This is a genomic window from Methanobrevibacter sp., assembly GCF_017410345.1.
GTDB lineage: Archaea > Methanobacteriota > Methanobacteria > Methanobacteriales > Methanobacteriaceae > Methanobrevibacter.
The window spans coordinates 1-21717 of sequence record NZ_JAFQQZ010000052.1 but is presented as its reverse complement, the minus strand read 5'-3'; the positions used below and the strand labels follow the sequence as shown (position 1 = coordinate 21717).

At 33.5% G+C, this 21717-nt stretch carries 23 protein-coding genes and 1 tRNA gene; 18 read left to right on the top strand and 6 right to left on the bottom strand.

Annotated elements, in window-relative coordinates; translation table 11 throughout:
* Positions 1-69 precede the first annotated feature (69 nt).
* The 4 genes from IJE13_RS07660 to IJE13_RS07645 form a co-directional block, all read right to left on the bottom strand.
* Positions 70-648 carry a 30S ribosomal protein S3ae gene (locus IJE13_RS07660; RefSeq protein ID WP_292778961.1) on the bottom strand — a complete coding sequence of 193 codons (579 nt, stop codon included), beginning with the start codon at positions 646-648 and terminating at the stop codon, positions 70-72.
* A gap of 502 nt (positions 649-1150) precedes the next feature.
* Complete coding sequence (locus tag IJE13_RS07655) at positions 1151-1489, bottom strand: NifB/NifX family molybdenum-iron cluster-binding protein (protein WP_292778959.1); 339 nt, start codon at positions 1487-1489, stop codon at positions 1151-1153.
* Between the two features lie 59 nt (positions 1490-1548).
* Positions 1549-3120, bottom strand: coding sequence for a ClC family H(+)/Cl(-) exchange transporter (locus IJE13_RS07650; protein WP_292778957.1), 1572 nt, complete (start codon positions 3118-3120; stop codon positions 1549-1551).
* A gap of 72 nt (positions 3121-3192) precedes the next feature.
* Positions 3193-4503, bottom strand: coding sequence for a prephenate dehydrogenase (locus IJE13_RS07645; protein ID WP_292778954.1), 1311 nt, complete (start codon positions 4501-4503; stop codon positions 3193-3195).
* Between the two features lie 218 nt (positions 4504-4721).
* Between IJE13_RS07645 and IJE13_RS07640 the strand changes: the two genes are divergently transcribed.
* From IJE13_RS07640 to IJE13_RS07630, 3 genes are all read left to right on the top strand, one after another.
* Positions 4722-5783, top strand: a complete 1062-nt coding sequence (locus IJE13_RS07640) for an mRNA surveillance protein pelota (RefSeq protein WP_292778952.1) — start codon at positions 4722-4724, stop codon at positions 5781-5783.
* A 170-nt stretch (positions 5784-5953) separates the two neighbouring features.
* Complete coding sequence (locus IJE13_RS07635) at positions 5954-6910, top strand: cell wall biosynthesis protein (RefSeq protein ID WP_292778949.1); 957 nt, start codon at positions 5954-5956, stop codon at positions 6908-6910.
* Between the two features lie 67 nt (positions 6911-6977).
* Positions 6978-7523: a nitroreductase family protein gene (locus tag IJE13_RS07630; protein WP_292778946.1), complete on the top strand. Its 546-nt coding sequence runs from the start codon at positions 6978-6980 to the stop codon at positions 7521-7523.
* Between the two features lie 164 nt (positions 7524-7687).
* On the opposite strand, the gene IJE13_RS07625 is transcribed toward IJE13_RS07630, so the two are convergent.
* Positions 7688-9070 (bottom strand): NAD(P)/FAD-dependent oxidoreductase, encoded by a 1383-nt coding sequence (locus IJE13_RS07625; RefSeq protein ID WP_292778943.1) that lies wholly within the window; start codon positions 9068-9070, stop codon positions 7688-7690.
* 313 nt (positions 9071-9383) lie between these two features.
* Between IJE13_RS07625 and IJE13_RS07620 the strand changes: the two genes are divergently transcribed.
* From IJE13_RS07620 to tfe, 7 genes are all read left to right on the top strand, one after another.
* Positions 9384-9653 carry a HypC/HybG/HupF family hydrogenase formation chaperone gene (locus IJE13_RS07620; RefSeq protein ID WP_292778940.1) on the top strand — a complete coding sequence of 90 codons (270 nt, stop codon included), beginning with the start codon at positions 9384-9386 and terminating at the stop codon, positions 9651-9653.
* Positions 9654-9782: 129 nt separating this feature from the next.
* Complete coding sequence (locus IJE13_RS07615; protein WP_292778936.1) at positions 9783-10277, top strand: TIGR00295 family protein; 495 nt, start codon at positions 9783-9785, stop codon at positions 10275-10277.
* 139 nt (positions 10278-10416) lie between these two features.
* Positions 10417-11328, top strand: coding sequence for a DUF5591 domain-containing protein (locus tag IJE13_RS07610; protein ID WP_292778934.1), 912 nt, complete (start codon positions 10417-10419; stop codon positions 11326-11328).
* Positions 11329-11511: 183 nt separating this feature from the next.
* A complete protein-coding gene (locus IJE13_RS07605; protein ID WP_292778931.1) occupies positions 11512-11802 on the top strand; it encodes an iron-sulfur cluster assembly protein in 291 nt (96 codons plus the stop codon).
* Positions 11803-11955: 153 nt separating this feature from the next.
* A tRNA-Ile gene (locus tag IJE13_RS07600) sits at positions 11956-12030 on the top strand.
* 204 nt (positions 12031-12234) lie between these two features.
* Positions 12235-12738 (top strand): amino acid-binding protein, encoded by a 504-nt coding sequence (locus IJE13_RS07595; protein WP_292778928.1) that lies wholly within the window; start codon positions 12235-12237, stop codon positions 12736-12738.
* 255 nt (positions 12739-12993) lie between these two features.
* On the top strand, positions 12994-14103 hold the full coding sequence (tfe, locus tag IJE13_RS07590; protein ID WP_292778925.1) for a transcription factor E: 1110 nt from the start codon (positions 12994-12996) through the stop codon (positions 14101-14103).
* Positions 14104-14275: 172 nt separating this feature from the next.
* On the opposite strand, the gene IJE13_RS07585 is transcribed toward tfe, so the two are convergent.
* On the bottom strand, positions 14276-15178 hold the full coding sequence (locus tag IJE13_RS07585; RefSeq protein WP_292778923.1) for a coenzyme F420-0:L-glutamate ligase: 903 nt from the start codon (positions 15176-15178) through the stop codon (positions 14276-14278).
* Positions 15179-15321: 143 nt separating this feature from the next.
* Between IJE13_RS07585 and IJE13_RS07580 the strand changes: the two genes are divergently transcribed.
* From IJE13_RS07580 to rpl12p, 8 genes are all read left to right on the top strand, one after another.
* Positions 15322-15888, top strand: coding sequence for a pyruvate kinase alpha/beta domain-containing protein (locus IJE13_RS07580; protein WP_292778921.1), 567 nt, complete (start codon positions 15322-15324; stop codon positions 15886-15888).
* Between the two features lie 296 nt (positions 15889-16184).
* Positions 16185-17351 (top strand): cell division protein FtsZ, encoded by a 1167-nt coding sequence (ftsZ, locus tag IJE13_RS07575; RefSeq protein WP_292778918.1) that lies wholly within the window; start codon positions 16185-16187, stop codon positions 17349-17351.
* Positions 17352-17681: 330 nt separating this feature from the next.
* The gene (locus tag IJE13_RS07570) at positions 17682-17861 is read left to right on the top strand and encodes a protein translocase SEC61 complex subunit gamma (RefSeq protein WP_292778915.1); all 180 of its coding nucleotides are present in this window, start codon (positions 17682-17684) and stop codon (positions 17859-17861) included.
* Positions 17862-18305: 444 nt separating this feature from the next.
* Entirely contained in the window at positions 18306-18797 is a 492-nt protein-coding gene (locus IJE13_RS07565) for a transcription elongation factor Spt5 (protein ID WP_292778912.1), read from the top strand.
* Positions 18797-19279 carry a 50S ribosomal protein L11 gene (locus tag IJE13_RS07560; protein ID WP_292778909.1) on the top strand — a complete coding sequence of 161 codons (483 nt, stop codon included), beginning with the start codon at positions 18797-18799 and terminating at the stop codon, positions 19277-19279. Before IJE13_RS07565 ends, IJE13_RS07560 begins: the two co-directional genes overlap by 1 nt.
* Positions 19280-19702: 423 nt before the next feature.
* Positions 19703-20341 (top strand): 50S ribosomal protein L1, encoded by a 639-nt coding sequence (locus tag IJE13_RS07555; RefSeq protein WP_292778906.1) that lies wholly within the window; start codon positions 19703-19705, stop codon positions 20339-20341.
* A gap of 1 nt (position 20342) precedes the next feature.
* A complete protein-coding gene (locus tag IJE13_RS07550; RefSeq protein ID WP_292778903.1) occupies positions 20343-21350 on the top strand; it encodes a 50S ribosomal protein L10 in 1008 nt (335 codons plus the stop codon).
* A gap of 132 nt (positions 21351-21482) precedes the next feature.
* Positions 21483-21717, top strand: a 235-nt coding sequence (gene rpl12p / locus IJE13_RS07545; RefSeq protein ID WP_292778900.1) for a 50S ribosomal protein P1, incomplete at its 3' end; no start/stop codon positions are given.

The following is a 21717-nucleotide window of genomic DNA, read 5'->3' as shown; positions in this document are numbered from 1 at the left end:
AAATAGTAAGTAGTAAAAAAATAGTAAAGTAATAAAAATAGTAAAAAAAGAAAAAATAAAATATTAGAATTATTCTAATACTTTACTTTTGATGATTTCCACTCTTTTAAGAGGATAGATCTTTTTAGCTTTGTGGTAAATTTCAGAAGCTAATCTACCGTTTACAGAGTTTTCTACAAGTTCATCAAAGGTTTTTTCTGAAGCTACTTTGGTAACTAATTCGTTGATGGTTTCTCTCATGTATTTTTGTTGGGAAGATTTAGCTCTTCTGGTTGTTACAGCTAATACATGGAGTTTTAATTTACGTTCATCAGCGGTAGTTACGATAACAGGAGCATCGATTCTACTGGTTCCTCTTCTGATCATGCTTCTTACGTAATCAGTAGTGGTTTTGTGTCCAGTGAATTTGGTGTTTGCGATGTTTCCGTTTACATCGTTTACTTCAAATTGTAATTTGATGTATTGTTTTGAGAAGTCACCGGTTAATTCTCTCATGGTTACTTCCACGGTTCTTCCGTATACAAGTTCAGGGTCTCTTGCAGGGGTGGTACCAATTTCTTTGTCTCCGAATGCTACAGGAGTTTTGATGGTATACCAAGATTTTTCCTTCCAAGTGTCACGTACTCTACGTCTTTGTTTCTTTGCCATTTATATCATTCCTCTCTATATTTTTGACGTAATTATTTTTAGAATAATTGTTTTTTGTTTTTGTTTGCAAATAAAACATAGCCAAGGCTAAACTATAGTATAATATAAAATAGATAGAAATCTGGCTATGATATGAGTTTTAGTTTTGATTCGATATTCAATCCTGAATTGGAATTCGGATTAAAATAATTATCAAATCAATAAAAAAATATAATATTAAAGTCACAGGCTATGGGCTATAGTCACTTTAGATATCTGAAGTGGCCTTATATCAAAAATAGATACAAAAATAGTTATAAAATTTGATTATAAGCTAAATAATTTTTATAATCTATATTTTACCTGCTCTGGAATCAATCCATTTAAATTAAAATAATATCATAAAAGTTTTAAATAAGTTTAAAACCCGCCCATAAAGGTTATAGTTAGTTATAATTTTCATAGTATTTAAATATTGTTGATATTCTAACAATATATTTAAGTTTCATTGTTCTACATTTGATCATATTTTAATGTTTTTCATGAAATTCACATGGTCTATGTATTTTCTCAAAGCCTCTTCAACGGTTCCTTCCTCTTTAACTAACTTTAAACCAGCATCTTCTGCATATATCTGTGCCTTTGGACCGAATTGCTCACAGATGCACACTTCACAATCCTCAATGGCTTTGATAATCTTTGGATTTTGATGCTTCATGTCAACTTCAATTTCAACATTTCTTTGGTCTAAAAAATTGAATTCGTCCTTTTCCTCATCATATTCATAAACGTATAATGAATGGGCTTTTCCAAAATGCAAATCCAAATCCTCTCCATTTGATGAAGCAACAGCTATTCTCATAATATTTTCTCCTTATTATTCTTTCTTCCCCTATTCTCTATTCCTATTATTTTTTCTTCCTATTCCTCTTGCCAATTATTGTAAATCAATGATTCTATTTTCTGATTGTCTTCAGAGTATGTGTTTTGGTTCATGATAATGAAGAGTTCATCAGCATATTTCAATTCCAATTCCTCATCTGGGATTAATGTATTTCCGCTTCTTACAACAGATACCACCATAGCGGATTTAGGAATCGGAAGCTCCCAAATCTTAGTGCCTATTAGTGCACAGTCCATTGGAACGACATACTCTTCCAAGACGCTTTTTGTCTTGTCAAAGTCAATTCCCTTGTTCTTCTTCAATAGTCTCATGAGCAAGGTTTCATAGATTGGGTCATTTCCAAGTATTGTTGGGATGATATATGCAAGTATGGTCACCACAATCATTGCTACAAGTGAGTTTGTGACCCCAGTCATTTCAGCAATCAATACAACTGCAGTTATCGGGGTTCTGACAGAGCTTGCAAACATTGCAGCCATTGAAATCATGATGAACTTATATGCAATCATCGGGTCCAAACCAAAGATTGGAATGACGATTGCGCTGAATATTGCACCGATATATGCTCCAATCACAAGCACTGGGTAGAATATTCCTCCAGGTGCGCTTGAACCGAAACAGAATATCAAAAGCAGGTATTTTCCAATCAAAAGAACGATAAGCACTGACAATGGAGGCAAGGTAAACTCTATCAGATGCATCATTGAGTATCCGCCGCCAAGCACATTAGGCAGAATCAGACCTACAAGTCCAGTTACAAGAAATACGATTACATATTTCACTTCAAGCGGAAGAAAGCTTAATCTGTCCCACATTTCAGTTGCCTTGATCATTCCCACATTGTAGATGTATCCTAGGATTCCAACAAGGATTCCCAATACAATGAGCAGCCAAAAGTAGTTTAATGGAAGGTTTAATGAAGTGAACGGAAATATTGGGTTTTGACCGAAGAAGAGTTTTGATACAAGATCTGCCACAACAGCTGAAACCAATCCTACAAGAACGATGGACCTGTCAAATCCCTTATTGATTTCCTCCAAAGTGAAAATGAATCCTGCAAGAGGTGCGCTGAAAGTTGCTGCAAGTCCTGCCCCACTTCCACATACCAAAAGACGCTTTTCATCGGTCTTGCTGTTTGGCAGGTATTTTGAGACACCTTTTGCAGCCATCGCTCCCAATTGGACGGATGGCCCTTCCCTTCCTAAGGAAAGTCCTCCAAGGGCGGTAAGGGTTCCTCCAAGGAACTTGGCTATCAATGTCTTCCACCAGCATACATCGAAGTATCCTTTCACTTCCCCCATTACTATAGGTATTCCGCTTCCTAAGCTGTCAGGGTCCCATTTCATTAAAAGAGCGGTCACAAATCCCATGATTGCAAGTATGGCAAACCATGCGATTGTCAATAGGAAGTCTCCCTGTATGTACTTTAAGGTGGAAAAGAGGATGTTTTCACTGTTGTCCAATCCAAATCTGTACAATGACACTACAAATCCTGAGAATAAACCGATTAGAATGGCTTCTATGATTAGCTTGAGGTAATATTTCGAATCTTCCACATTCAATCCTAATGTCTGCTTAATCATTTTCATGGTTTAACCTCAGTTTTGGGTTTATTTTAATTTTATTTTAAAATTTTTTTCTAGTTTATTAATAAGAATGAATTATCTGGTGATTCCACCGAATCCAGTCAGTATCTTTATGCATTCTTCAATTGCATCTTCAGTCAAGGACAATATCTTGAATGTATAGCTGATTTGGTTTTCCTTTATAGGTTCCCCTTTATAGATGTCAATTATTTCCACACCTATAATGTCTTCAACTCTATTTAAAGTGTCCTTAATTATATGAGGGCTTGATTTTCTGTTGAAAACGGCACTGATGTCTCTTGTATATATCTTTTGATTGTTGATTTTCCATTGGTGCAGTTCCCCTTCATTCAAGACCTTTACATTGGATATCCTTAACTTCTTGACTTTATTGTTCTCATCTTCCAGGTAGAGATAATCCAAATCGATTTCCTTGACTGTTCCTACATGGATTGTATCTGAATATATGTGCTTAAGGCCCACTTCCTCTCCAATGGATTGGAGCAGCACATTGTATTCTTGGGTAAGTGCGGTTATCGCCTTGTCACTCCTACCTAAAGCGGCTTGGATATCTCCCATATGCTTGGTTGCCCTAAGTGCAATCTCAACAAATTCATCTTCATCTTCCTTTGTCAGTGTTTCCTTCAGTTCACTTATTGAATCGAAAAGTGCCTGTCTGATCTTTTCTCCACGCTTGTTTTCATGTTGAATGGAATAGGTAAGATGTGGATTTTGGGATACGATTCTCGCTATTGTATCGATCATCAGATTGTAAATAGGACTTTCGTAGTTTTCAGTGTCCTTAATGTCAACTTGAAGCTTTTCAATGGCTGAAGCTGTTGAAATGTATGAAAAGTGAGTCAATACCTGCACGACTCCCATCATGTCATCATGATGCTCTGGGGTGGTTTCAACTATTCTCATGCCAAGATCTTCCAAAAACCTGTAGACCTTAGGATACCATTTTCCCTTTTCCAATGGAGTGAGGACTATTATTTGCCCTTTCAAATCAGTGGTTCTCGGACCGAAGACAGGGTGTGTAGGAATGAATTCAACCCTTCCGTTCAAGCACTCCTTCATCTTATAGCTTGGCCCTTCCTTAACTGAAGTGACATCAATCATCACAGACCCCTCTTTCATGAATGGGGCAAGCTCCTCAATGACTGATTCGGTGCTTGAAATAGGGACTGCAATGATGACCATATCACTGTTTTGAGCTATTTTCCTATTGTTGTTTGAATATTTTATTCCAAGGTCTTCGCTTACTTGAGCACCTACGATTTCATCTCTTCCTGTTACTGTCACATCAAAGTTAAAATCCTTAAAATACCAAGCTAAGGTTCTTCCCAAACCTCTTGTTCCTCCAATAATTCCAATTTTTTTCATATTATAATTCCCGTTAATTTTGATTAATTTTAGTAATTTGCATAATGATTTAATTTAAAGCATTCGATTATTATTTAAATTACTTAATTTTATATATAATCGATAATCATATTTTATATTGTTTAATAGTAATTATATAATTTACTTATGTATTTAATATTTTGTATGGATTGGATTGTTTTAAATTTAATTTGAATTATATTTAAATGAGGAATTCTATGAAAATAACTTATCAAGATAAAAAGAAGGGAATCATTGAACTTCTTCCTGAAACCTTAGATGACTTATGGCATCTGTCTCACATAATCGCTGAGGGAGATACCGTATACTCTAAGACAACAAGAAGGATTCAAGACAATACTGGGGATAAGTTAAGAAGCGATAGAGGGGTAAAAAAGACATTTACCTTAGGAGTTTCCGTTGAGGATGTCAGCTTTCACATCTTCACAGGCAAGCTCAGGATAATCGGTTCCATCATCAAAGGTCCTGAAGACCTGATTCCTCTTGGATCCCATCATACTATTGAAGCCAAATTGAATACTCCAATCAAGATATTCAAGGAACAGTGGTCCGGATATGTCTTGAAGAGAATCAATCAAGCCATTGAGGCATCAAAGAAACTGTCTGCAATCATTGTTGTTTTGGAAGACGATGTTGCCGATTTTGGTCTGATGAGGCAATTCGGAATTGAATATTATGGCCCTCTTATGGGAAATGTGTCCGGAAAGAGAATAATCGATAAGAACCGGGCAAAGAATATTGAAAAGTTCTATCAGAATATTGTTGATTACATTCTTAAGTTTGACAATATTCAAACCATAGTCTTGGCAGGTCCGGGATTCTTCAAGAATGATTTCCTAAAATATTTGGAATCAAGACATCCTGATTTGGCTAAAAAGTCCATACTTGAAGCTACTGGTTCAGGTGGCAGAGTGGGCATCAATGAAGTTCTTAAGAAGGGGACTGTTGAGAAATTGGCTGCTGAAAATAGGGTTGCCTTTGAGATTGCAGCTGTCAATGGCATTCTTCAGGAGATAGCAAAGGATTCCAATTTGGTTGTTTATGGTAAAAAAGAAGTGAAGGAAGCCATTAATTTGGGAGCTATTGACAAGCTATTGGTTCTGGATAATTTGATTAGAAGTGAAGACCTGGAAGAGTCCATGGATATGGTGGAAAACATGTCAGGTGAGGTTTTAGTGATAAGCAGCCAGCATGAAGGCGGAAAGCAGCTTGAAGGATTAGGTGGTATGGCAGCTTCCTTAAGGTATGCCATCAATTAGTTTTTCCCAATCAATAATTCCTATTTTAAATAAAATTATATATTAAAAATTATAAAGATAAAAATATTACATTTATTTCTTTAAGGAGAATTTAATCAACTTAAAAAATAAAAATATACATTCATTTTAAGTAAAATTTAATCGAATTAAAAAATAAAAGGATTTTAAACATGTTTTTAGAATTATTTTTTGTATTTATATTATCATTTCTAGGAACTGGAGCATTAAACATAATATTCCGTTTCTTAGGTAAAAGAGGATATATGGGCAATCTATATGAACCTGTTCGTGGAGGAACTCCTCGTGCAATAGGTATAGTCCCATTTATTCTAATCAGCTTATTCCTGCCTGAAGGATATAACAATCTTGTATTGGTAATGGGATTATGCGCTCTTGTTGATGATATAATCGGTAGAAGAAGAATTGCTAATTTGCCTATTGAACTGGGACAGCTTGCCAGAGGAATAGGCATGTTATGTGTTATTGGATTAGGTTATCCTCTTATGGGTGTTTCTTCTATTTTAGTTGCTTTAATGATTCAGCCAATGAACATTGCAGACATGCAACCTGGATCTGCAGTAAGTGTTGTAATTATAATGAGTTTCTTTACAATTCTCGCCACTTTAATTATAGGCGTATCTCCTGTAGCTCAGATTCCTGCATATTATGTTCCATTGCTTACTTTAGTTACCTGTATAGCTTACGCTCCTTTGGATTATTCTGGAAAGATTATGTTGGGAGAAGTAGGTAACCACACCTTTGCAATTGCATTGGGAATTGGATTTTACATTCTTGGAGGATTTATAGGAACTTTGATATTGTTCATTGCAACCACTGCACTCATTGCATACATTAGAAGAAGAAACTTATCTAGATTCCTTATCAATAAATTGCATATCAACAATCCGACCTTCGGAGATTTATTTATGGATGTCTTGACTGGCGGAGGCTTAGGTGACTTGTTTAGAAAAATCATTCTCGGTGAGCGCCAACAGGAAGTCACTGACAATTTATTGATTTCACTTGGATTTAGAAGATTGCTTTATAATCCATATTCCCCTAATCTTGAAAGAGTAGTCGAAAAAGATGTTAGAACAAAACCGACTGATTTAAGAAAGTTAACTTAATATCGGCCCTAGAATTAATTGAATTTTTTTAATTTTAATTTTTTCATTATTTTATCGTGGTGATTTTATGAGTGATGTTTTTGAAGTTATCAAAAATCGTAGAAGCGTAAGAGCTTATAAGGATGAGCAAATAGAGGATGAGGAAATCGAAAAGATATTGGAAGCCGCCATTATGGCTCCTACTGCAAGAGGAGAAGCTCCATGGCACTTTACAGTGGTTCAAAACAAGGAACTTCTTGAAGACATCAACGATTCCGTACGCAGCATCCTATCCAATTCCGGTGATGAGCTTCTTGAAGCAATTGCCGAATCTGGCGTTAATGTGATGCACAATGCTCCAACCGTTGTATTTGTTTCAGCTAAATCAGATGCAAGCAATATGCAAGCGGATGTTTCCGCAGCTATTGAAAACATGCTTCTTGCAGCGGAAGGATTGGATATTGGATCCTGCTGGTTAGGTCTCGTGGCAATTTACTTCAGTGTTGAAGAGAACTTGAAAAAGCTTCACATTCCTGAAGGATACACTCCATTATATGGTGTTGCTTTAGGTTATAAGCTTGAGCCAAATGAACCAAACCCACGTAGTGATGTTTTAGTTAATTGGTTGAAATAAACAAACTTTTAAAAAAGTTGATTAAAATTTTTTCTATTTTTTAAAAAAAGAAATTTTGATAAGATTTGATTATCTTATCAAATTGTTTATTTTATTTTTACTTGTTTTTTATTCATTTTAAATTATTTTATCTTATTTTATCTATTTCTTATTTTACCTATTTCTTACATGATCTTTAAGATCTTATAATAGGCATCTGTGGATGGATGAACCTCTAGGAAGTCATCAAAATCCTCTTTTTCTATTCCCATATTCATCAGGAATGCAAGATAAGCGGTATCATCAATTGAAGATGGGGATATCTGGCTTGCCCTCACTATCTCTTCTGTTTCACTGTTCAATGAAACTTTAGTGAGTCCTGTCTCTCCCCTTAGGATTCTCCAGAATGCATGAGGGCCTCCAAGGCCTGGAATGATTATGTCTTCAACATTTTCATTGTCTTCATCTATATCTCGCTTTTGAGTGAAACTGACATCCAAATCCAATGTCAATGATTGAGGAACAATAATCTCATCAAACTTATTCAAGTATCCTGCCATGTTTCTTGCAGCGGAAATTCCTTCTTTTCTTGCATATGGAGTCAATGTTATTCCTCCAGTGACATCACCTGCTGCATAGATATTCTGATTTGAAGTTTGGAAGAAATCGTTGACCTTAATTGATCCGTCCTCATTCAAATCGACAATGGCTGCGACTATTTCTGAATTCGGAACTCTTCCGGTAGCTATCAATGTCTTGCCTTCAAACTCTCCCTTATCTGTTTTTAGAGAGTTTTCAGTAATTTCCATAACTTCTGTATTTTCATGAATTTCAACTTCATCAATGAGTTTTTTAACTACATATGACTTGATTTCAGGCTCCAAATCCTTCAAGATTTCACTTCTTGCAATGATTCTAACTTCACTTCCAAAGCTTGAGAAAAGGTTTGAAAGTTCAGTGGCTATTATTCCACCGCCAACTATATTCAATTTAGGAGGAACTTCCTCTAAGTTAAGGATGTCGCTGCTTGTCAATGCATATTCCGCTCCAGGGATATTTGGAATAAATGGTCTTGCACCAGTTGCTATCAATAGATTTTCCGCTTCAAAGATTAAGGTTTCCTTTCCTTCATATTCCTCTTTTTGAAGTTCATTCTCATTGTCCAATTTCACTGTAACGATGATTCTGTCTTCAACATTTTCATTATTTATTTCTACATTTGCTTCACCATAGACAACTTCGTTGTTTACGCTTTCGTTTTCTTCCTGGTTAAGCTTGCGGAGGAATTTTTGAGTCTTCTTGACATTGTCGCATGCACTCTTGTAATCGAAGTTTATATTTCCATCAATGAATCCAATTTCACTAAATCTCTTGAAGTTTCTTATAAAACGACTGATGTCAGTCAATGCACAAACGACCATGCATCCTTCATTAAGACAAGTTCCTGCGATGTATTTCTTTTCTATGACTAAGGTTTCCTCCCCTAGTTTTCCCAGTTCAAATGAAGCCAATCTCCCTGCAGGGCCTGCTCCGATAACAATGTTTTTTATTTTTCTTATTTCTTCCATTTCAATCCCTGAAGTTTTGCTTTAATTAATTTTTAGTTTGTTTATTTTATTATAAATTATTTATTAAATGTTTTTTTCATGTTTATTTGATAAGGATCATTTTATTTTTTAGAAAAATTTGGCATTTTGTTTTTGTTCTATAAAATAAAAATATTTATATAATGCAAAAACTATAATAGAAATATTAATAAAAAGTGATTTGGATTAGAATATTTTTTAATTATTTATTCATTTAAATAATTAATTCAAAAACAATTAATTTAATTCATAAAATAACTAATTCATTTGAATAAACTTAAAAGGAGTTGTTGTTATGTGTATTGCTGCACCAGCTAAAATTGTAGAGATTGACAAGGAATCCAACATTTGTGCTGCAGACTTTGGAGGAGTAAGACAAAATGCAAAATTGGATCTTCTCCCAGATGTGGAAATTGGAGACTATGTCTTAATTCATGCAGGATATGCAATTGAAAAATTATCTGAAGAGGCTGCAAAGGAATCTTTAGAATCCTGGGATGAATTATTGGAAATGTTAGAAGAAGAAGATAAAGAACGTGAAAGAATGATGAATGAAGGATTATAATTTTCTTTCATTTATTGATTCTATTCTTTTTTTTAATTTTTATTTTGTTTTTTAAGCTATTTTGATAAAATTGCTATTTTTACTGTTTTTTAATGATTAGATATAATTATTTCATGAAATTGTGATTATATGGATGAGGAAATTGAATTGTTGATTGAAGTTGGATGCCCTGAATGGGTAATTGAGCATTCCAAAGGAGTTTCAAGAAAAGCCTGTGAGATTGCATCCAATTTTGATGATGTGGATATGGAGCTTGTCAGGGTCGGAGGCCTCTTGCATGATATAGGAAGATGCAAGACCAGTTCCATTGAACATGCAGTGATAGGCGCTCAGATGCTTAGGGAAAGAGGATATTCTGAGGAAATAGTCAATATTGTTGAAAGGCATATTGGAACAGGACTATCTGAGGAGGATGCAAAGGAATTGGGACTGCCTATCAAAAGCTATATCCCTCAGACTTTAGAGGAAAGGATAGTTTCCCATGCGGATAATCTGTTCAATGGTGCAGATGAAGTGGATGTTGAGTTCACCATTGAAAAGTGGAAAAGGAAATTAGGTGAGAACCATCCATCCATTGAAAAGATTAAGGAAAATCATGAAGAGCTTGTCTTAAGATTTGAATAGTTTCTATAAAAACTATTTTATAAATGAAAATCAAATATTTAATTGATTGTTTTTTTTAAAACTTATTTTAATTTTAAAATAATCTAATTTGAAGAAGATTATTGCTTTAATTAATTTTATAATTTATACGAGGAAAAGAATGAAAGTTATTTGTTCAAGTGATGAATCATTATACAGGCCTGAAGTGGTCAGATGGAGGCAAAGGATGGCAATGATGGAACCTTTAGGGGATGTTGTCGTTGCACTTCCATGCAGTATGAAAAAGCCATACTCAAACTCACAGTCCCATCAAAGATTCAGAAGGGCCACTAAAGGCTATCAGGAAGTGATTGTAACCTCTCCATTTGGAATCTGTCCAAGGGAATTGGAAAACACCTTCCCAATCCAATCCTATGATGTTGCGGTTTCCGGCGATTGGAATGATGATGAGATAAGATTGGCTGGAGAGCTTCTTAGGGATTATGTTGGTGATAAGCCGGTAATAGCCAATGTTGAAGGAGGCTATGAAGAGGTTTGTCGCGAGTATTTGGATAACTGCACTTATGTTTGTGTAGGTGGAAGGCCTACCTCTCCTGAATCAATCTTCAATCTAAGGGAGGAACTTAAGAAATATCCAAAGACCAAGCATAAGGATAGGGTCTTGAATGAACTCAGATCAGTTGCAAAATATCAGTTCGGCAAAGAGGCTGAAGCCATTATAACCGACGATGTTGTAACCAAGGGAAGATATCACAGGAATGTCTATTCAGGTGGAAAGCAATTGGCTCTTCTCAATAGGGATATCGGTTTATACACCCTTAACCTTGAAGGAGGCAGAAGGCTTGCTGAACTTGGAATTCATGTGGTTGAGATTGATTTTGACCTAAAGACAAACTCATTGTTTGCTCCAGGAATTGTAAATGCGGATCCATCCATTCTTCCTAAGGATGAAGTGGTCGTTGTTAGAAACGATGAGGTTGTGGCGGTTGGAAAGGCTGTCTTGACCGGTCGTGAAATGGTTGAATCCAGAAATGGTATTGGAGTAAAGATAAGGCACAGGATTAAGAATTAATCTTTAATTGATTAAGTTGTTTTAATATTTTTATTTTTCTTTTTATTACCCTAATTGATAGGTTTAAATATAATTAAAACAATAGTTATATTATTAACTTTTTGTTAGGATGTAAAATTTGAAAATTTTAATCTTATATAGTTATAATAAATTTTAATTTAAAAAAACATTAGAGGAGATAAAATGTCTGAAGAATTAGCACTTGCTGTAAAAGACGCAGTTTCTGTTGTAAACGACCCTCACATGGGTGTAAGTATTGTAGAAATGGGTATTGTACAATCTATTGCAATTGAAGGTTCAACTGCTGAATTGGTAATTAAACCTACCAACCCAGGTTGTATGAGCGTTACCCGTATTGCTGCTCAAGCTAAAGCTGAGGCTTTAAAAGTTGAAGGAATCGATAAGGTTAAGATCATTATTGAAGGTCACGTAATGGCTGACTCTCTCAATGAGATGCTTAACAAGGATAATTAAGTTTTTTAAACTTAATTACTCTACTATTTTTTTAATTTTTATTTTTCAATCTTTAAATTATCTTAAATCTTTTAGATATATTCATTAAAATGCTTTATACAAAAGATTTATATATTAGATGACATATAGTTAATAATACTTGTATTTGTTAATAGGCTAGTGGCACAGCCTGGTCAGCGCGCACGGCTGATAACCGTGAGGTCCTGGGTTCGAATCCCAGCTAGCCTACTCTTACTTCTTTTGATATTTTTTTCATATTTTTCATTCACTGACAGTTTTATCGTCTATTTTTAGTCTTTTTTTACCTATTCAATCTATTTTTTCTACCAAAATTGTTAAACTCTTAGCTTTTCAATGTACATTTTTATGTATTAGTATACATTTTATATACTTGAAAGTACAATATATCTTTAGAGAAATCTTGGTGGTAATATGTGGGAAAGTTTAAATTTGAAGTTCAGCAAATATCCTGCAAGAATGGCTGTAGCTCAAAAAATGTTTGAGTTGGGATTGAGAATAAGTGAAGACGGCAAAATATATTGCGGGGATTTAAAAATAAGCGATTCTGCATTGGCAGCTGCTGCTGAAGTTGATCGCAGAGTAATCAAATCAACAGTGGATGTCATCATTGCCGATGAAGAATTGTATGAAATATTCTCAAATATTATTCCAGCGGGAACCTTAATCAAGAATATTGCAAAGGACTTGGATTTGGGAGTTATTGAAGTGGAAGCCGGTGAGAAAAGCGATGGTATTTTGGCTGAAGTTGCTTGGATCATGAGCAAGCACAATATAGGCATTCGTCAGGCTTATGCAGGAGACACAAGGTTTAATGCAAATCCAGTTTTGACAATCATTACAGAAGATCCTATTCCTGGAGAACTTTTAAATGAATTCATTAAAGTGGAAGGAGTCTTAAAAGTTTCCATTTTATAATTCCAGGGATTATCTGTCTTTTTTATTTTTTCTAATTATTCATTTTTTTCATTATTTTTCTATCTGTTTTTCATTTATTTTTATTATATTTTTTATCTATTTTTATCCTATTTTTTATATAAAAACATTAAATTTATAATATATGGTGTAAATAAATATAAATATAATGTAATTTATTAAATCATTAACTATTAAGTAATTTTTTTTAATTAAGTCTTGATTTAAAATTTAAATATTTATAAGGAAGCCTATATTATGTTAAGAGATCCTATTATTCAAAATTTATTTCCGGAAATTTTTGAATTCGAAGAAGCTGTAGATGTTATCGGATGTCTTAAAGAATGGCCTAAGAGTAGATTATGCGATGATAAGGCTATTGCTAGAAAAACTAAAATTGATATTAAAACAGTTAAAGATATTCTTAAATTGCTTGAAACCAATAATTTCGTTTACAATATACGAATCAATGAGATTTGTATAAAGATCATTAAACACTTTAGGTCTGGAAAACTTTCCCATGAAGATATAGCTAAAAAAGTTAAATTGGATGTGGAAATTATAGACCAATTTATTGAAGAAAATGAATCTCTTCTACTTGAAACCAAAAAGACATACTCCCAACAAACCTTAAAGACATTGAATGACAATTTGAATGCTTTGATTAAGGGAGAAAAAAAGGATAATGAAGAAGAGGAAGAGGACTTAAAAGAGAAGAGTGTTGAAGAGATTGAAGAATTATCAGAGGATGAGAAAAAAGTTCTAAATGAAGATAAGGAATCTGATGATGTTGTAGTTAAGGAAGCCGTTGAAGAGGATTCCAAAGAAGATAAGAAAGCTGCTAAAAAGACTAAAGCCAAAGCTAAGCCTAAAAAGGAAAAAGCTAAGAAAAGAGCGGTTAATCAAAAGTTCTGGTATCTTACATTTGATGAAATCATCGATTGCCTTAAAAACGGATATACAACAGATGAAGAGATATCTGAAAAGATCAATTGTAAGCTGAACATTGTAAGGAAAATCCTTTATAAATTATATGATATGCGCTTGGCAAGCTATAAAAGGGATAAGGATAAGGAAACCCAATGGTACACTTACGATTGGAGATTCAATGAAAATGAATATAAGAAGTTGGAATTCAATTTGGCAAGTTCTGAACTTAAAAGATTGAATGCTGAATTGGATTATGAGGAAAACAACATGTTCTTCGTTTGTCCGAATGGACATTATCGTCTGGACTTTGAGGACGCTTCAACCGTTGAATTCCTATGTCCTGAATGTGACCTTGATTTGGAATTTGAAGACAATCAAGAAAAAATAGATAAGAAAAAAGAAGAAATCAAAGCTTTGGAAGAAATAATTTCCAGCTAGATCTTTTATAATTTCTTATTTTTTCTCTTTTTTTATTTTTATATTTTTTAATAATTTTTATTTTAGCTATTTTTCAGCTGTTTTTTTTTAATATTTTTCTAATTATTTTTTTATTTATTTTAAAAGAATTTCAGTTCTATTTTTTTTATTTTTTTACTAAAAAAGTTAATTTTTATTCTATTTTTCTAATCAAAACTGCAGGTGTATGTATAATAGAATCCAATGATTCTACAGTAACTTCATGAGTATCGGAATCTAAAACGTCTTTTACACTGTAGATGGTTTCCATTGCTGTTGACAATGATTTCTGATAATCCTCTGCAACATTGGCTATCATGATGGCCTCATCAACATCTATCTCTCTTGAACAGCCAAGAGGGGTTGATCCCAAGTTTTCAGATAGCTGTCCTAAAGTGTATCCGAAAACACCTTTGTCGGCTTCAATTCCAGGAATGGCTATTGGAAGCCCTGTGAAATATTTGTTTCCTCTTCTATATGTTGCATCGGTGTCTATAATCAATGTTGTTATTGTGTTGTTGGTTTTATTTTTTATATCTGCACTGATTTCCTTGGCAACTTTTTCAGGATTTTCCGGAAGCAGTGATACGCATGTTCCAGGTGCATTGCTTAAGTCAATTCCTGCCTCAGATGCTGGCTTCAATGCATGTTTCCAACCGTATAACTGCAAGACTACCTCTTTATGTCTTTTGGATTCCTCTGGGAGCTTCCTTAAATTTTTAATTGTCCTTTCCTTGATTCCGAGAATAGGTCCAAGAACATATCCCCAAAAGTATTTGCTCCAGTATGTTGCCAAAAATGTGGCCTTGAATGATGGTGTGTAATCCGCTTCATCAACCAATCTGCCTTGAGATACGGAGATTGGAGTTTCTGCAATAACCAAATAGTCTCCTTCCTCTGCAAGTTTGGAGATGTCATCTATCATGAAATCTATGCTTTCATTAGGTTTGATATAATGTGTTTCAATAGGAATTACCTTATACCCTTTGATTTCAACATATTTGTATTTTTGGCCTTCTTTGGTTTCCCCTTCTTTGTAAGTTGGATTAGTTGTCATGGTATCTTTCAAAGTATTCAATTATTCAAATTTATTCAATTAATAGTATAATTTTATATGAGTAAATATATAATTATTATTGTATAAAGTTATATGACTTTTAATCATTAATAATTTTTAATTTTCTTATGGGAGATTTGATTATGGAAAAAACAATCACTTATTTCGAAGAACCGGGCATTGAAAATACCGATGCGCTAATTGAACTTGTCAAGGAAAGATTGGAAGGATCAGACATTAAATATGTTGCCATTGCCTCTGCTACTGGTGCAAGTGCATTAAAGCTTAATGAAGCATTGAAGGAATTGGATGTCACCATCGTAAACTGTTCCCATCATGTCGGATTTAAAGGGGCAAATGTGGCAGACATTGATGATGAGACAAAAGCAAAGCTTGAAGCGGAAGGAATCGTTACTTATATGGGATCCCATGCCTTAAGCGGTGTTGGAAAAAGTATTTCCAAAAAATTCGGTGGAGCAACTCCTGTGGAAATCATTGCAGCAACCTACAGAACATTCTGCCAAGGAATTAAGGTATGTGCGGAAATCTCCATCATGCTTGCTGATGCAGGATTGATTCCAGTAGGTGAAGAGATAATAGCTATTGGTGGAACAGGACATGGAGTGGACACTGCTGTTGTAATGACTGCAGCCAACATGACCAATGTATTTGACATCAAATTCCATGAAATCATAGCTATGCCAAGATAATAAAATCATTTCTATTAATTTTATTTTTCCCTATTTTTCATTTATTATTCTATTTTTTCACTTTTTCACTATTTTTTTATTTATTATAAACTTAATTGAAAATAGTTAAATACTATAAAATTAATAATAAAAATACAAATTTAAAATTAGAAATTTAAAAATTTTATGGATTTTTTAGTAATATTTCATTTACATTTAAATATTACTTTAAACATAATTAATAAATAATATAATAAAATGAATTTATACTTATTATAAATAATTTTTAAATTAATAAATTATTGTGGGGTTTACTCGTGAAATTTATAGATGATGCAATTAAAGGATCAGAAGAAACCATTGAAAATTCTGCTCCTAAAAAATCAAATGATGCTTTAGATGAAGAATTATTGGAATATATTCAAAAAAGCCGTGCTAACATTATTGTAGTTGGTGCTGGTGGTGCAGGAAACAATACCATTTCCAGATTGAATGAAATCGGTATTGAAGGTGCAAACACCATTGCTGTAAATACTGATGCTCAAGATTTATTCTACAGCACTGCTGATAAAAAATTGCTTTTAGGTAGACAAACCTGCGGCGGTCTTGGTGCAGGTGGAGAACCTACTGTAGGTGAAGAATCTGCTGAAGAAAGTGAAGAAGACATTAGAGAAGAATTGGAAGGCGCTGACATGGTATTCGTTACCTGTGGTCTTGGTGGTGGAACCGGTACTGGTTCTGCTCCTGTTATCGCAAAGGTAGCTAAGAAATCCGGTGCCTTAACTGTTGCTGTAGCAACCATGCCATTCTCTGCTGAAGGTGTAAAAAGAAGAGAAAACGCAGAAATCGGTTTAGAAAAACTTCAAGAAAATGCAGATACTGTAATTGTTATTCCTAATGATAAATTATTAGAAGTTGCTCCTAACCTTCCTTTAAACAAAGCTTTCATGGCTTCAGATGAAATCTTAGGAAGAGCTGTTAAAGGAATCACCGAACTCATTACCAAACCTGGACTTATCAGTCTGGACTTCGCTGATATCAGTTCTATCATGAAAGGTTCCGGTATGGCAATGATTGGTATGGGAGAATCTGAAACTGGTGACAGAGCTATTGAATCTGTACACGAAGCATTAAGCAGTCCTTTATTAGACATTGACATTTCCAATGCTAAAGGTGCATTGATTAACATTTCAGGTAGTTCAGACTTAACCTTGAATGAAGCTGAAAAAATCGTGCAAATTGTTGGTGACAGATTAGATCCAGAAGCAAACATCATTTGGGGAGCTCAAATCGATGAAGAGTTAGAAAACATGATAAGAACTACCATTGTTGTTTCTGGTGTAAAATCCCAATATACCATCGAACCTAAAAATGACGATTTCGAAGAAATCGAATTCGACGAAGACTTTGAAGGAACTGTATTAGGAAAAAGTGATGATGCTCCTGCAGATCCTTTAGATGAGTTCTTAGATGGTATATTCTAACCCAGCTTTTCTGTTGCCTTCGGCAACGAAAACCTGGACCAAAATTCTTATCACTCTATGGAGTGATATTTCTTTTTCTTTTTTTAGTTTTATTTTACAATTTTTTACAATTTAATTAACCATATTTTTTCAATTTTTTATCATGATTTTTTAATAATTTCATGCAAAACTTTATTAATGTAATTAAATAAAACATATAATATTATTATAAATTAAGATTAAATTAGAGATTAAATTAAAGATTAAAATTAAAACTTGAATTAGGCTTAAATTAATCTTATTTTTTAAAAAAATTATATTGACTTAACTTTTATTATGTAGGGATTTTCAATGAATTTTAAAGAAAGTACTAGTGATTTCATTAAACAAAGTAAAAGAGTATTAAAAGTAGCTAGAAAACCGGATCGTGAAGAGTTTTTAAATTTCTCCAAAGTTACTGCAATAGGTATTGCAATTATTGGAGTAATCGGTTTCATCATTGTTTTATTAGGCCAATTGATAGGCTTATAATTTAGATTTTCAATTTTTCATTAATTAGCTATTTTTTAATTATTTTCTTAATAACTGGTTTCAGTTATTAAATTTTTATTTTTTTAATTTTTTCTTTTAAAGTAGAGAAATTTGAAACATTTATATATAATAAATAACATATATATTCTTATTATATGAATCTAATTTTATTTATTTTACTTTAACATTCATATTTTCTTAAATTTAAATTGTAGATTTTAGTCTATAAATTATTTAATTTTGTTAGCTTTTCAAAATTCAAATAATGTCTGCTGTTTTGTAATTTTACAAAAAATAGATTAGAATTGAACGAAAGTGCTTCTATATGGATATTTAAATTAAGGGAAATAATAAAATTTTACTTTATATAACTTTTAATTTAATCTATAAATTTATTAATAAATTATAAAAAATTATAAATAATAATTATATAGGTGAATTTAAATGGAAGATCATAAAAATTCCATATTTGCTCTTAAAACATCAGCAGGTCAAGAAAGAAATGTTGCAAGACTTTTAGCGATGAAAGCGGACAAGCCTGGAGTAGATATTAAATCAATAGTTGTTCCGGAATCATTAAAAGGTTATATCATAGTCGAATCTGCAACCAACCTTGACATGAAGAACCCTGACATGAAGGTTCGTCATTTAAGAGGTATTGTAGGTGCTAAGAAAGACGGAACTATTGATGCTAACAGTCAAATAACCTTGGAAGAAGTTAAAAAATTCTTGAAACCGCAACCTATCATCTCTTCAATACAAAAAGGAAGTATTGTCGAGCTTGTTTCAGGTCCTTTCAAAGGTGAAAAATCTAAAGTTGTCCGTTTAGATGAATCTCGTGAAGAAGTTGTTCTCGAGTTAATTGAAGCAGCAGTTCCGATTCCTGTTACTGTTAAAGCTGATCAAATTAGAATTATTAAAAAGGAGGCTGACTAATGGCTAAAGATACAGTTGAAGTTCTTCTCGAAGGTGGAACAGCTACTCCTGGACCACCATTAGGTCCTGCTATCGGACCTTTCGGTGTTAATATGATGCAAGTAGTTGAAGAGATCAATAAGAAAAGTGCTGATTTCGCTGGTATGAAAGTACCTGTAATCATTACTATTGACAGTAATACCAAAGAATTTGAAATTGAAATCGGTACCCCTCCAACAACTGCACTTATTATGGATGAACTTGGCATTGAAAAAGGTGCTCATGAACCTGGTGCTGAAGTTGCAGCAGATTTATCTGTAGAGCAAGCATTGAAAATTGCAAGAATGAAATTCGATTCATTACTCGCAAACGACTACAAGGCTGCAACCAAAGAGATTATGGGTACTTGTGTAAGTATGGGAATTACCGTAGACGGCAAAGACCCAAGAGATGCTCAAAAAGCAGTTGATGCTGGAGAGTACGATGATATTTTAGTAGAATAGATTCATTCTATTAAATTATTAATTGCTTACAAAATGCTTAAAATTTAATTAAAAATTTATTATGCTTAATATATTATTTATTTAAGTGATTAATTTGCATGATTGAATTTAATTATAAATTAGATTATTAAAATCTTATAATTTTTATTTTATAATAATTATTATTCTATAATCTTTATAACTTTCTTATAATCTATCTTCTTAATTTAATATCAACAGCTGATTATGATAAATAGATAATATTTATTCACTTAAATGTAAATGATGTTAAGATCATTTTGTCTTACTTGTTCTAGGACAATGTGGTTTTAATTGATATATTAAAAGGAATCTAAAGATTTTATAATGCTTTTTAAAAGATTTTATTTAATTTGAAGATTTCTCGTAAAAATTCCAAATGAACAAAGTTCATGGAGGATATATATGACACAAGAGATTATTGATGCGGTGAAGGAGGCAAAAGAACAAGCTAAGCCGAGAAACTTCACTCAATCCATTGATGTTATCATTAACCTCAAGGATTTAGATGTCAGAAAACCAGAAAACAGATTTAGCGAAGAAGTAGCTCTTCCTAACGGCCGTGGCAAAGAGATCAAAATCGGAGTCATCGCTGATGGGGAATTAGCTCTTGCTGCTAAAAATGCTGGTGTAGATGTCGTGATTTCCAAAGAAGATTTACAAGAATTTGGTAAAGACATTAAAGCTGCTAAAAAAGTAGTCAATTCTGTCGATTCATTTATCGCACAAGCTGATATGATGCCACTTGTAGGTAGATTCTTAGGTCGTATTTTAGGACCTCGTAATAAGATGCCTAAACCTGTGCCTGCTAGTGCAAGAATCGAACCATTACTTGAAAGAGCACAAGCTACCATTAAGGTAGGTGTTAAACAACAACCTTCTATTCAAATCTTAGTTGGAACTCAAGATATGGATGACGAGAAGTTAGCTGAAAATATTGAAGCTGTTCTTGCAGTATTAGACCGCAATTTAGAAAAAGGAAGAAACCAAATCAAATCCATGTATATTAAAGCGACAATGGGTTCAGTAGTGAGGGTGATTTAAGATGGCTCACGTTGCTGAATGGAAAAAAGAAGAAGTTAATGAATTAAAAGGTTTAATTGATTCTGCAGAAGTTGTAGGTATTGTTAACTTATTAAACATTCCTGCTAGACAATTGCAAGAAATGAGAAAAACTCTTGCAGGAAAAGCAACTATCAGATTATCAAAAATCAACCTTATGAAATTAGCTTTAGAAGATTGTGATGCTGAGAAAGCTAACATTACTGGGCTTTCTGATTTTATGGAAGGTCAACCTGCACTTGTATGTACTGACATGAATCCTTTCAGATTGTACAAAATATTAGAAGACAGTAAAACTTCCGCTCCTGCAAAAGCTGGGGCAACTGCTCCTGAAGATATTGTTGTACCTGCTGGAGACACTGGATTCCCACCAGGTCCGTTCCTTGGTGACTTACAACAAATAGGCGTACCTGCTAAAATCGACAAAGGAAAAATTGTAGTTTCTAAAGATACTGTTGTAGTGGAAGCTGGAGAAGAAGTTTCTAAACAAGTAGCAGCTGCTTTAACCAGAATGGATATCAAACCTATGGAAGTAGGTATGGATCTTAAGGCTGTATATGAAGACGGTTCTATCTTTAAAGCAGATGTTTTAGCTATTGATGAAGAAGAAACCATTGCAGATATTCAAACTGCGTTCACTAAAGCATTTAACTTATCTGTATTTACTGCTTACCCAACTAGTCAAACCATTTCAACTATTATCAGTACTGCTCATACTAAAGCATACAATGTTGCTATTGAAGCGGCTATTCCTACTGACAAGACTTCTGACATGTTAATTGCACTTGCAAACGCTAAGATGTTAGCATTGGCTGGTGAATTATCTTCTGATGCAATCGATGACGAAATCGCTAATAAATTGGCAAATGTTGCAGTAGCTGCAGCTCCTGTCGTTGAAGAAGCTGAAGAGGAAGAGGAAGTTGAAGAAGAGGAAGAAGAAGATAAAAGTGAAGAAACTGCAGCACTTGGATTAGGTGCTTTGTTCGGTTAGATAAAATTTAAAATTTATACTTTTTAATTGTTAAAAGTGTTTTTCAAACACACAAGATTCAATATAAAAAAATTTAATATGTATTGGATTTACAAAAGAAAATAAATTATTATAACAAAAAACGGTGATAACATGGAATATATATATGCGGCAATGATTTTGCACACCACAGAACAAGATATTAATGAAGAAAATGTAACTAAAATCTTAGAAGCAGCTGGCGCTACTGTAGATGAATCTAGAGTTAAAGCTTTAATCGCAGCATTAGAAGATGTTGATATTGAAGAAGCAATCGCAACCGCAGCAGTAGCACCAGCAGCAGGTGCAGCACCTGCAGCAGCAGCACCAGCAGAAGAAGAAGAAGCTG

Bases quoted from the DNA above. Each gene is read 5' to 3' on its own strand.
- IJE13_RS07615 (WP_292778936.1), top strand. From the start codon at position 9,783: ATGGATGAGGAAATTGAATTGTTGATTGAAGTTGGATGCCCTGAATGG.
- tfe (WP_292778925.1), top strand. From the start codon at position 12,994: ATGTTAAGAGATCCTATTATTCAAAATTTATTTCCGGAAATTTTTGAA.
- IJE13_RS07595 (WP_292778928.1), top strand. From the start codon at position 12,235: ATGTGGGAAAGTTTAAATTTGAAGTTCAGCAAATATCCTGCAAGAATG.
- IJE13_RS07565 (WP_292778912.1), top strand. From the start codon at position 18,306: ATGGAAGATCATAAAAATTCCATATTTGCTCTTAAAACATCAGCAGGT.
- IJE13_RS07630 (WP_292778946.1), top strand. From the start codon at position 6,978: ATGAGTGATGTTTTTGAAGTTATCAAAAATCGTAGAAGCGTAAGAGCT.
- IJE13_RS07655 (WP_292778959.1), bottom strand. From the start codon at position 1,489: ATGAGAATAGCTGTTGCTTCATCAAATGGAGAGGATTTGGATTTGCAT.
- IJE13_RS07580 (WP_292778921.1), top strand. From the start codon at position 15,322: ATGGAAAAAACAATCACTTATTTCGAAGAACCGGGCATTGAAAATACC.
- IJE13_RS07550 (WP_292778903.1), top strand. From the start codon at position 20,343: ATGGCTCACGTTGCTGAATGGAAAAAAGAAGAAGTTAATGAATTAAAA.
- IJE13_RS07605 (WP_292778931.1), top strand. From the start codon at position 11,512: ATGTCTGAAGAATTAGCACTTGCTGTAAAAGACGCAGTTTCTGTTGTA.
- IJE13_RS07635 (WP_292778949.1), top strand. From the start codon at position 5,954: ATGTTTTTAGAATTATTTTTTGTATTTATATTATCATTTCTAGGAACT.
- IJE13_RS07610 (WP_292778934.1), top strand. From the start codon at position 10,417: ATGAAAGTTATTTGTTCAAGTGATGAATCATTATACAGGCCTGAAGTG.
- IJE13_RS07645 (WP_292778954.1), bottom strand. From the start codon at position 4,503: ATGAAAAAAATTGGAATTATTGGAGGAACAAGAGGTTTGGGAAGAACC.
- IJE13_RS07560 (WP_292778909.1), top strand. From the start codon at position 18,797: ATGGCTAAAGATACAGTTGAAGTTCTTCTCGAAGGTGGAACAGCTACT.
- IJE13_RS07660 (WP_292778961.1), bottom strand. From the start codon at position 648: ATGGCAAAGAAACAAAGACGTAGAGTACGTGACACTTGGAAGGAAAAA.
- IJE13_RS07620 (WP_292778940.1), top strand. From the start codon at position 9,384: ATGTGTATTGCTGCACCAGCTAAAATTGTAGAGATTGACAAGGAATCC.
- IJE13_RS07570 (WP_292778915.1), top strand. From the start codon at position 17,682: ATGAATTTTAAAGAAAGTACTAGTGATTTCATTAAACAAAGTAAAAGA.
- IJE13_RS07555 (WP_292778906.1), top strand. From the start codon at position 19,703: ATGACACAAGAGATTATTGATGCGGTGAAGGAGGCAAAAGAACAAGCT.
- IJE13_RS07640 (WP_292778952.1), top strand. From the start codon at position 4,722: ATGAAAATAACTTATCAAGATAAAAAGAAGGGAATCATTGAACTTCTT.
- IJE13_RS07625 (WP_292778943.1), bottom strand. From the start codon at position 9,070: ATGGAAGAAATAAGAAAAATAAAAAACATTGTTATCGGAGCAGGCCCT.
- IJE13_RS07650 (WP_292778957.1), bottom strand. From the start codon at position 3,120: ATGAAAATGATTAAGCAGACATTAGGATTGAATGTGGAAGATTCGAAA.
- IJE13_RS07585 (WP_292778923.1), bottom strand. From the start codon at position 15,178: ATGACAACTAATCCAACTTACAAAGAAGGGGAAACCAAAGAAGGCCAA.